This is a genomic window from Micromonospora sp. WMMD735 (assembly GCF_049178995.1).
GTDB lineage: Bacteria > Actinomycetota > Actinomycetes > Mycobacteriales > Micromonosporaceae > Micromonospora > Micromonospora wenchangensis.
In genome coordinates this window covers 1,954,382-1,964,936 of sequence record NZ_JBMHMJ010000002.1, presented here as the reverse complement: position 1 = coordinate 1,964,936, position 10,555 = coordinate 1,954,382, and the positions used below count along the sequence as shown (strand labels likewise).

4 protein-coding genes are annotated in these 10,555 nt (G+C 76.2%); all 4 read right to left on the bottom strand.

Annotated features, from left to right (window positions below; genetic code table 11):
- Position 1: 1 nt before the first annotated feature.
- The 4 genes from ACN268_RS08575 to ACN268_RS08560 are packed head-to-tail and all read right to left on the bottom strand — an operon-like array spanning position 2 to position 10,465.
- Complete coding sequence (locus ACN268_RS08575) at positions 2 to 271, bottom strand: phosphopantetheine-binding protein (RefSeq protein WP_421482601.1); 270 nt, start codon at positions 269 to 271, stop codon at positions 2 to 4.
- Entirely contained in the window at positions 271 to 3,438 is a 3,168-nt protein-coding gene (locus tag ACN268_RS08570; RefSeq protein WP_421482600.1) for a non-ribosomal peptide synthetase, read from the bottom strand. Before ACN268_RS08570 ends, ACN268_RS08575 begins: the two co-directional genes overlap by 1 nt.
- Positions 3,439 to 3,461: 23 nt before the next feature.
- Entirely contained in the window at positions 3,462 to 4,967 is a 1,506-nt protein-coding gene (locus ACN268_RS08565; RefSeq protein WP_421482599.1) for an AMP-binding protein, read from the bottom strand.
- On the bottom strand, positions 4,964 to 10,465 hold the full coding sequence (locus ACN268_RS08560; RefSeq protein WP_421482598.1) for an amino acid adenylation domain-containing protein: 5,502 nt from the start codon (positions 10,463 to 10,465) through the stop codon (positions 4,964 to 4,966). Before ACN268_RS08560 ends, ACN268_RS08565 begins: the two co-directional genes overlap by 4 nt.
- Between the last annotated feature and the right edge of the window lie 90 nt (positions 10,466 to 10,555).

Below are 10,555 nucleotides of genomic sequence, written 5' to 3'. Positions count from 1 at the left end.
GTCAGCGGGTGTCGTCGGGCCCGGCGGCGGTCAGCAGCGCGACCAGGTCGTCGAGGGTGTCCAGGGGACGGCCCGGACCGTTCAGCTCGACCTCGACGTCGTACTCCGACTCGATCGCGTCGACCATCCGCAGCAGGCCGAGGGAGTCGACGCCGAGGGCGACCATCGAACCGCCGGTGAGCAGGTCGGTGGCCGCGACCTCACCCCCGGTGGCCTCGCTGACCAGGTCGGCGAGCCGCCCCCGCAGGTCGGTGGTGTCGGTGGTGTCCATCAGCACTCCTTCACGGACGGCCGGACGATTTCGGCGATCTCGGCGATGGTGGGGGTGTCGAAGAAGGCGTCCAGGGGCACCTCGACGCCGAGCCGTTGCTGGATGCGGCCACTGATCCGGGTGACCGTCAGGGAGTGGCCGCCCAGGTCGAACAGGTCCTCGTGCACGCCGATGTCGGGAATCCGCAGCACCTCCTGCCAGATCGTCCGCAACTGGGCCACCACCGGGTCGTCGTCGGCCGGGGGCGTCGGGGTGACGGCCGGGTGGACCGGGTCGGTGACCGGTGGCCGGGGGAGGTCCACGGCGAGATCCCGGGTGCCCAGGGCGGCCCGGTCGACCTTGCCGTTCGGGCTCGACGGCAGCCGGTCGAGCGGCACGAAGTCGGTGGGCAGCACGGCCGGCGGCAGGCTCGCCGCCAGGTGCCGGCGCAGCCCGGCCGGCTCGACGACGGCGCCGGCGCGGGGCACCAGGTAGGCGACGAGCCGGGGTTCGTCGGCGTCGGAGCGCAGCACCGTCGCCGCGTCGGCCACGTCCGGATGGTCGAGCAGCCGGGCGTCGATCTCGCCCAGCTCGACCCGGTGCCCCCGGATCTTGACCTGGTCGTCGGTGCGGCCGAGGAAGTCCAGCCGCCCGTCGGGCAGCCACCGGCAGCGGTCACCGGTGCGGTAGAGCAGCTGTCCGGGCTGCCCGAACGGGTCCGGCACGAACACCTCGGCGGTCAGGTCGGCGCGGCCCCGGTAGCCGGCGGCCAGCCCGTCGCCGGCCAGGTGCAGCTCGCCGGGCACCCCGATCGGCGTCGGCTGTCCCGTGGCGTCCAGCAGGTACGCCCGCACGTTCGGCAGCGGCCGTCCGATGGTGACCTCGTCGGCCTCGACGTCGGCCATCGTGGCGTACACCGTCGCCTCGGTGGGGCCGTACCCGTTGACCAGGCGGGCGGTACGGGCCCGCAGCTCGCGGGCCAGGGCGGGCGGCAGGGCCTCGCCGCCGGTGACGGCGACCAGCGGGGCCGGCGCGACCCCGGCGGCGTCCGGTCCGGGCGTGCCGAGGCCGGCCTCCAGCAGCACCCGCCAACCCGAGGGGGTGGCCTGGGCGTGGGTCACTCCGGCGGCGCGGACCAGCCGTAGCACGCCCGCACCGTCCAACGGGCCGACCGCCGAGGCGACGACCACCCGGCCGCCGGTGACCAGCGGCAGGAACACCTCCACGGTGGAGATGTCGAACGACAGCGAGGTCAGGTGCAGCCACCGGTGCGCGGGGCCGCTGCCCAGCAGGTCCCGGACGCCCAGCAGCAGGTTGGTCAGCGCGCCGTGCCGTACCGCGACGCCCTTGGGTCGGCCGGTCGAGCCGGAGGTGTAGAGCAGGTAGGCCAGGTCGTCGGCGGCCGGCGACCCGGCGGGGCCGGCCGGCGTCGGCACCGGCCCGGCGAGCAGCTCGACCCCGTCGAGGGCGAGGGTGGGCCGGGACAGCCCGCCCGCCGTCGGCGTCACCACCAGCGCGGGGTCGGCGTCGGCGAGGACGAGTTCCCGGCGGGCCGGCGGGTGCTGCGGGTCCACCGGCAGGTACGCCGCCCGGCAGCGCAGCACCGCCAGCAGGGTGACCACCGCCCGCCAGGACCGGTCCAGGGCGACCGCGACGATCGCCCCCGGCCCGACCCCGCGCTGCCGCAGCAGCCCGGCCAACCGGTCGGCGGCGGCGTCGAGCTGGGCGTAGCTGAGCGTCAGGTCGTCGTCGACCACGGCCGGCGCGTGCGGGTCGGCGGCGACCCGGGCGGCGAACAGGCCGGGCACGCTCGCCCCGGCGGGGTACGCCCGGCCGGTGTCGTTCCACTCCCGGGTGACCCGGTGGAGTTCGTCGGCGGGCAGCACCGGCAGCCGCGCCACCGGCCGGTCCGGGTCGGCGAGCGCGGCGGCGAGCAGGGTACGCAGGTGCGCGCCGATCCGGCGTACCGCGTCGGTCGGCACCGCCGCCGGGCTGTGCTGGAGGCTGACCGTGAGGCCGGTGGGGGCGTCCACGATCTGCACGTGCAGGGCGTTGCGGGCGGCACCGCCGAACAGCGTCCAGTCGACCTCACCGGCCACCCCGGGGAAGCTCGGCTCGCCGCCGCGTCGCCGGTAGCCGACGCTGACCGGGGTGAGCGCCGGGGCGGGGCGCAGGCCGGACACCACGTGGGCCAGTGGTACGGCCCGGTAGCGGTACACCTCGCGCAGCCGGTCCCGGACGGCGCGGGTGTGCGCCCGGAACGTGCCGTCGGCCGGCGCGACGGTGACCGGCAGTTCGTTGACGAACAACCCGATCCGGTCGGCCTGGTCCGGGGTACGGGTGGACAGCGCCACCCCGATCGGCAGGTCCCGGTTGCCGTACCGCCCGAGCAGGGCGTGCAGCGCGGCGAACAGCAGCTCGAAGCGGGTGACCCCGAGCGACCGGGCCACCGGGTCGATGCCGTCGACCACGTCGGCGGGCAGCGCCACCTCGACGGCGACGCCGGGCTCCGCGCCGGTGGGCAGCCGGCGCAGGCCGGGCAGCACCACGTCGCCGGGGCCGGACCAGTGCCGCGCCCAGAAGTCGCGGGCGGCGGGCAGGTCGGCGGCGATCCGCTGCTGCTCGGCCGCCGCGAGGCCGGCGTGGTCGGCTCCGGGCCACGGCTGTTCACCGGCCTGCCGGTGGGTGTCGGCCGGTCCCGGGGCGGGGTCGCGTGCCGGGTCGGTGGAGCGGGCGGCGGCGTACCCGGCGGCGAGGTCGGCGACCAGCACGTCCTTGGAGGTGCCGTCGAAGACCAGGTGGTGCGCGGTGACCAGTAGCAGGTGGTCGCCCGCCGCCCCGGTCAGCAGGGTGAACCGGGCCAGCGGGCCGGTCCGCAGGTCGTACGGTCGGGCGATCTCCTCGGCGACCCGCGCGTCGGTCAGCGCGCCGAGGGTGACGGCCGGGCGGGTGCCGGCCGGCGTCAACCGGGGGGTGCCGTCCTCGTCGGTGTCGATCCGGGTGGCCAGGGCGGGGTGCCGGGCGACCGTCGCCGCGCACGCCGCGACGAGGGCCGTCCGGTCCAGCTCCGCGCCGAACCGGATACCCACCGCCAGGTGGTACGCCGTGCCGGCGACCCCGGCCTGCTCGGTGAACCAGACGGCGTGCTGCGCGAAGGTCGCCTCGGCGGTGCCCACATGCTCTCCCATGGTCGTGCTGTCGGTGCGGGTGGTCATTTGTCGAACAGGGCGGTGAGCTGCCGTTTGAGCACCTTGCCGCCCTCGTTGCGGGGCAGCCGCGACAGCAGCAGCAGCCGGGCGGGCAGTTGGTGGTCGGCGAGCCGGTCGGCGAGGAAGCCGCGCAGTGCCGGCAGCGTCAGCCCGTCCGCGCCGGCCTGCGGCCGGGCCACGACGGCGGCGGCCACCGCCGACCCGAGCACCGGGTGCGGCACCCCCACCACGGCCACCTCGGCGACCAGCGGATGCTCGTGCAGCGCCGCCTCGACCTCGACGGTGGAGACCTTGAACGCGCCGGTCTTGATCACGTCCTGGTGCCGGTCGGTCAGGTAGAGGTAGCCGTCGGCGTCGATCCGGCCCACGTCGCCCATCCGCACCCAGCCGTCGCGGAAGGTGGCCCGGTTCGCCGCGTCGTCGCGGTAGTAGGCGCGCGGGTGCGGGGCGCGCAGCCACACGTCACCTGTCGTCCCGGCGGGCAGCGGGCGGCCGTCGGGGTCGGCGACCATGAGTTGCCCGCCGACCGGCCGGCCGACCGCGTCCGGCCGGGCCGGGTCGTAGATCATCGTGGTCTGCGCCGGGGCGGCCTCGGTGGAGGTGTAGTAGTTGACGATCGTGGCCTGCGGGAAGGCCGTGGCCAGCCGGGCCGCGACCGCCGGGGGCAGCGGCGCGGCGGTGGAGCCGATCAGCTGTACGCCGCTGGTGTCGCGGTCCCGCAGCGCGTCCGAGTCGAGCAGCTCGATGGCGATCGACGGGACCACGAACACCGTCCCGGTGCCGGGGGCGGCGACCAGCCGGGCGAACCGGACCGGGGTGAACCGGGGCAGGGTGAGCGCGGCGGCCTTCGCGGTCAACGCGTTGAGCAGCATCGTCTGCCCGGCGTTGGTGCCGATCGCGAAGGCGTGCAGGAACCGTTGCGAGTGGGCCAGGGCCAGCCGGCGCGGGTGGTGCGGCGCACCGGCGGTGAGGTTGGCGTGCCGGGCGGCCACCCCCTTGGGCCGGCCCGTGGTGCCCGAGGTGTAGAGGATCTGGGCGAGGTCGCCGGGGCGGGCGGCGGACGGGTCGCCGTCGTCGGGCCCGTCGGCGCGCAGCTCGGCGTCGCCGTACACCGCCACGCCGGGTGGGGCGGGCGGGGCGGGGGTGTCGTCACCGTGCACGACGGCGGTGGCCGCGCAGTGGGTCAGCGCGTAGCCGAGCTGCCCGGCGGCCGCCCGGTCGGACAGCGGCACCGCCACCCCGCCGGCCCACAGGACGCCGCAGTACGTCACCGCGTACCGGACCCAGTCGCGGGGGCCGAAGACCAGGCCGACCCGGTCACCGGGGCGCAGCCCCCGACGGCGCAGCGCGGCGGCGACGGCCCGCGCCCCGGCGGACCACCCGGCGAAGGTCAGCGTGGCCACCTGGTGCACCTCGACCGCCACCCGGTCGGGGTGCAGCCCGGTACGCCAGTCGAGCAGTTCCGGCAGCGTACGCGGCGGGGGCGTCCCGGCGGGGGTCGTGGTCACCGCGGCCCTCCCGCCGTCCCGACGCCCACCGGGGTCCGGTCGGCGGGGCCGGTCGTCCGGGTCCGGCGTTCCTCCAGGCCGACCAGGTCGTCCGGGGGCGCGTCGGGCACCTCGTCGTCGAACCGGGCCAGGGTGGGGGTGGCCAGCGACACCAGCGCGGTCAGCGCGATGCAGACCCCGAACAGCACGTAGAGCAGCCCGTGCCCCCGGCCCGGTCCGACCCCGAGCACCGCGCCGACGGTGCCGGCCAGCGCCCCGTCGGGCAGCAGCGTCGGCTCCACCACCCGGGCGGCGAACGGGGCGACGAGGCCCCAGCCCAGCGGCAGGGTGGACTGGGCGACCATCTGGTTGACCGCGAACACCCGGCCGTGCACCCGCGCCGGCACCTTGGTCTGGATGATCGTCTGGTAGACGCCGTTGACGATGCCCAGCGCCAGGTACATGCCGAACGCGCCGGCCCCGATGAGCAGTAGGTTGGGCCGCAGCCCGGTCAGCACGGCGGCCACCGCGATGCCGAGGGTGCCCAGCAGCACCGCCCGCATCCGGCGGTGCCGGGGGCCACCCCACAGCAGCATCACCAGGCCGCCGGTGGCCGCGCCGACCCCGCCGGTCAGCGCGACGCGGGACACGTCGGTGAGGTCGGCGAAGCCGAGCACCAGCGGGGAGAGCAGGAACAGCACCGGGAACAGGAAGAAGTTGAGCGCGGCGAAGAACGCCAGCATGGCGCGGAACTCCCGACGGCGCAGCGCGTAGCGCAGCCCGGCGACGATCTCGGTGCCGATGCCCTCGCGGCGTCGCAGGGCCAGCGTGCGGGGGAACCTGACGACCGCCAGCACCCCCACCGCGAACAGGTACGACGCCACGTCGACGAGCAGGATGCCGCGCAGCCCGACGGTCTCCAGCAGGGCGACGGCGAGCAGCGGCACGGTGAACTGGGTGAGGCCGACGGCGGTCTGGGTGAGGCCGTTGGCGTGGCCGAGGAAGCGTTTGGGCACCAGTTGCGGTACCGCCGAGACGAACGCGAGCCGTTGGAAGGCCAGCGCCACCGACAGCCAGCCGACCAGCGGATAGAAGTGCCACACCTGCACCCGGTCGGTGAACACCAGCCCGGCGAGCACCGCGTTGGCGCTGCCGGCGGCGAGCCCGGCGCACAGCAGCACCCGCCGCCGGCCGGTGCGGTCGATCAGCGCCCCGGCCAGCGGCGCGACCAGCAGACCGGGCAGCAGGCCGAGCACGGCGAACAGGGCGAACCGGGCGAGCGACCCGGTCTGCGTGTAGATCCACAGCGGGATTGCGAAGGTGGTCAGCGCGGTGCCCAGCCCGGAGACGACCTGACCGGCGGCGACCACGCCGAACCGGCGCAGGCTCGGTGGCGGGTCGCCGCGGTCCCGGTCGCCGTCGGCCGTCGGGTTCTGGCCGGTGCGGGAGACGGCGGCGAGCCGCCAGGGCGGTGGCGTGGCCGGCGCCCCGCCCGCGACAGGCCGGGGCGGGGCGTCGAGCCGCCGGTGCACGCCGGTGACGATCTCGGCCAGTTCGGCGGCCCGGTACTTCAGGAAGTAGTGCCCGCCCTCGTCGATCACGGCGAGGGCGGTGCGGTCACTGAGGAAGTGCCACTCCCGGTACCGCTCCTCGTGGTAGTCGGTGCTGCGGTCCCGCTCGCCGACCACGGAGACCACCGGCGCGCGCAGCGGGGTGACCCGCTGGCGCATCAGCGTGGTGAAGTAGTCCTCGCTGACCCGGGCGTCGTGCCGCATCGCCCGCACCAGGAACCGCACCTCGTCGGGGGCGAGCGAGCCGACGGCGGTGCCCTGCGCCTGCAACCAGGTGCGGTAGATCCGGTCGCTGCGCAGCCGCTCGGCCAGCCGCAGCCGCAGCAGCGGCGCGAGCGGCCCGTCGGCGGGCCGGGCGAACGGGAACACCGCGCCGAGGTACACCGCGAGCAGGTCCCGTCCGGCGGCCTCCAACCGGCGGGCGACCTCCACGGCCAGCGCCCCGCCGGGACCGCAGTGGCCGTACACGATCAGCGGGCCGGTGACCCGGCCCAGCACCTCCGCGACCACGCCGGCGGCGACGTCGGCGATCGGCGCGGGCTCGTCGGCGAGGCCGATGTCGTGTCCGGGTACGGCCACCGACAGCAGTCGGTACCCGGCCGGCAGCGCGTCGGCCAGCGGCTGGTAGACCACCGCGCTGCCCCCGCCGTACGGGACGCACAGCAGGGTGGCGACCCGGTCGGCGGCGGACACCGGCGGGGTCAGCTCGTGCAGCAGCCCGGCCCGGCCGGCGTCGGGCCCGGCGACCAGGTCCGCCAGTTCGCGTACGGTGCGGTGCCGGAACAGGTCCATCACGCTGACCGTCGGTGGGGGCCCGTCGACGACGGCGGGCAGTTCCCGGCGCAGCCGGGCCACCACCCGGGTGGCCAGCAGCGAGTGCCCGCCCAGGTCGAAGAAGTCGTCGGTGACGCCGACCTCGGGTACCCCGAGCACCGCCCGCCACACGTCGGCCACCAGCGTCTCCACCGGCCCGACCGGGGGCACCCGCTCGCCGGTCGGGCCGTCGTCGGTCGGCTCGGGCAGGGCCCGCCGGTCCACCTTCCCGTGCTCCTGCAACGGCAGCCGGTCCAGCACCACCCAGCGGGTGGGCACCATGTGCTCGGGCAGCCGCCCGGCGAGCAGGCGACGCCAGTGCGCCGGGTCCGACCCGCCCGCGTCGGGCGTCGCCTCCAGGTAGGCCACCAGCCGGTCGTCGCGCAGCAGCACCGCCGCCTGGCGTACCCCCGGGCAGTCCCGCAGGGCGGCCTCCACCTCGCCCAACTCGACCCGGTAACCACGGATCTTCACCTGGTGGTCGCGTCGGCCGAGGAAGACCAGTTCCCCGTCGGCCCGCCAGCGGGCCAGGTCGCCGGTGCGGTACAGCCGGGCCCCCGGCGGCCCGTACGGGTCGGGCACGAACCGGTCGGCGGTCAGGCCGGGCCGGCGCAGGTAGCCCCGGGCGAGCCGGTCCCCGCCCAGGTACACCTCGCCGGGCATGCCGACCGGCACCTGGCGCATCCGCTCGTCGAGCACGTGCACCGAGGCGTACGGCAGCGGCCGGCCGGTCGGCACCGGGCCGACCTGCGGCGCGTCGGCCGGCACCCGGTAGGTGGCCACGCCGACGGTGGCCTCGGTGGGCCCGTAGTGGTTGAACACCCGGGTCGGCCCGGCGGCGAGCGGGGCGATCCGCTCCAGGTCGGACGCCTCGCCGCCGAGGATCAGCGCGCGGGCCGGCAGCAGGTCCTCCGGTGCGGTGTCGGCGGTCAGCGCGGCCAGGTGCGACGGGGTGATCTTGAGGTAGTCGATCCGTTCGTCGCGCAGCCGGGTGGCCAGTTCGGCCCCGGTGCCCCGGCGGGGGAGCAGGTGCACCGCGCCGCCGGTGGCCAGCGCCAGGTAGAACACGGTGACGGCGAAGTCGAACGACATCGACTGCACCAGCCCGTACCGGGCGGCCGGGGCGACCGCGAACCGGTCCGCCACCCCGTCGAGGTAGCGCAGCACCGGCCGGTGCGGCACGGCCACCCCCTTCGGGGTGCCGGTCGAGCCGGAGGTGTAGATGACGTAGGCCAGGTGCCCGCCGCGCACGCCGGTCGCCGGTCGGTCGTCCGGCTGGGCGTCGACCTCGGCGGTGATCTCGTCCAGACAGGTCGCCGCCGTCCCGGCGGGCAGCCGGTCGCGCAGCCCGGTGCCGGTCAGCAGCACGGCCGGTCGGGCGTCGGCGAGCATCAGCCCCAGCCGGGCGGCGGGCTGCTCCGGGTCCAGCGGCAGGTACGCGCCGCCGGCCCGCAGCACCCCGAGCAGCGTCACGGCCAGCTCGACCGACTGCTCCAGCAGCACCCCGACGAGGCGGTCCGGGCCCACCCCCCGGGCCCGCAGCCAGTGGGCGAGCCGGTTGGCCCGTCGGTCCAGCTCCCGGTAGCCGATCCGGTCGGTGCCGCAGACCACGGCCGGCGCGTCGGTGCTCGCCGCGACGTGCGGGTCGATCAGGTCGGCCAGGGTGACCGCCGCCCCGGTGACCCCGGTGCCGGACGGCGGCACCCCGCCGGCCCGGTGCCCGGCGAGGGCCAGCAGCCGGTCCCGACCGGCCGGGTCGAGCAGGTCCAGGTCGACCACGGGCCGGTCCGGTTCGGCGACGGCGGCGCGCAGCAGGGTCCGGAAGCTCTCGGCCAGCCCGGCGACGGTGGCGGCGTCGAACAGGTCGGTGTGGTAGACGAACGTGCCACGCAGCCCGTCGGCGCTCTCCGCGACGTACAGCGCCAGGTCGAAGCGGGCGCTGGCCGCGTCGGTGCCGACCGGTTCGGCGTGCAGGCCGGTCGGCCACCGGTTGCCGCCCCGGGCGTAGTTCTGCAGGGCGAACAGCACCTGGAACACCGGGGCGCGGGCGACGTCCCGGGTGACGTTCAGCTCCTTGACCAGACGTTCGAACGGGATCTCCTGGTGGGCCAGGGCGCGCACCACGGTGCCCCGGTTGCGGCGCAGCAGGGTCGCGAAGCCCGGCTCGGCGGCGGTCGCCGGGTCCGGCGAGAGGTCGGCGCGCAGGGCCAGGGTGTTGACGAACAGGCCGACGAGGTTCTCCAGCTCGGGCGTCACCCGCCCGGCCACCGGGGAGCCGACGGCGAAGTCCCGCTGCCCGCTGTACCGGAACAGCACGGCCTGTAGCCCGGTGAGCAGGGTCATGTAGAGGGTGGCCCGGTGGGCGCGGCTCAGCCGGCGCAGCCCGTCGGTGAGGTCGGCGTCGACGGTGAACCGGTGGGTCGCGCCCGCGTAGGACTGCACGGCCGGTCGGGGCCGGTCGGTGGGCAGCTCCAGCGGCGGCACCCCGGCCAGCGCGCGGGTCCAGTGGGCGAACCCGTCACCGGTCGGCGGCCCGTCGAGCCGGTCCCGCTGCCAGCCGGCGTAGTCGACGTACCCGGTGGTCGGCGGTTCGGGCGGGTCGCCGCCGTCGCGCAGCGCGGCGTAGCCGGCGGCGATCTCGCCGAGCAGCAGGTCCAGCGACCAGCCGTCGCTGACGATGTGGTGCATCGCCAGGTGCAGCAGGTGCTCGGTGTCGGCCAGCCGCACGACGAGCACCCGCAGCAGCGGCGCGACGGCCAGGTCGAACGGGGTGTGCACGGAGTCGGCGACGAGGGTGTGGGCGGCGTCGGTGCCCGGCGCGTCGGTGACGGTCACCGGCACCCGTACCTCGGGCAGCACCGTCACCACGGGCTCCCCGTCGGCGCTCTCGGTGAACCGCATCCGCAGGCTGTCGTGCCGGGCGGCGGTGGCGTCGAGGGCGGCGCGCAGCAGGTCGACGTCGAACGCCCCGCGCAGCCGCACCGTCGCGTGGACGACGTAGGCGGCGGTGCCGGGGGAGAGCTGTTCGGTGAACCAGATCCGCTCCTGGGCGAATGACAGCCGGGGATTTCCGGCGGCCCGGGGGATGGTGGAATGCGGCGGGGCGGCCCGCGTCGGTACGTCAACGTTCGTCACGCGGCGCCTTACTCGAAACGGTGCGGGCAGTGGCCAGTAGTCTGCCCGGCGGGCCCGAACCGTCGGATCGGCTGATCGGTCCACTATGGA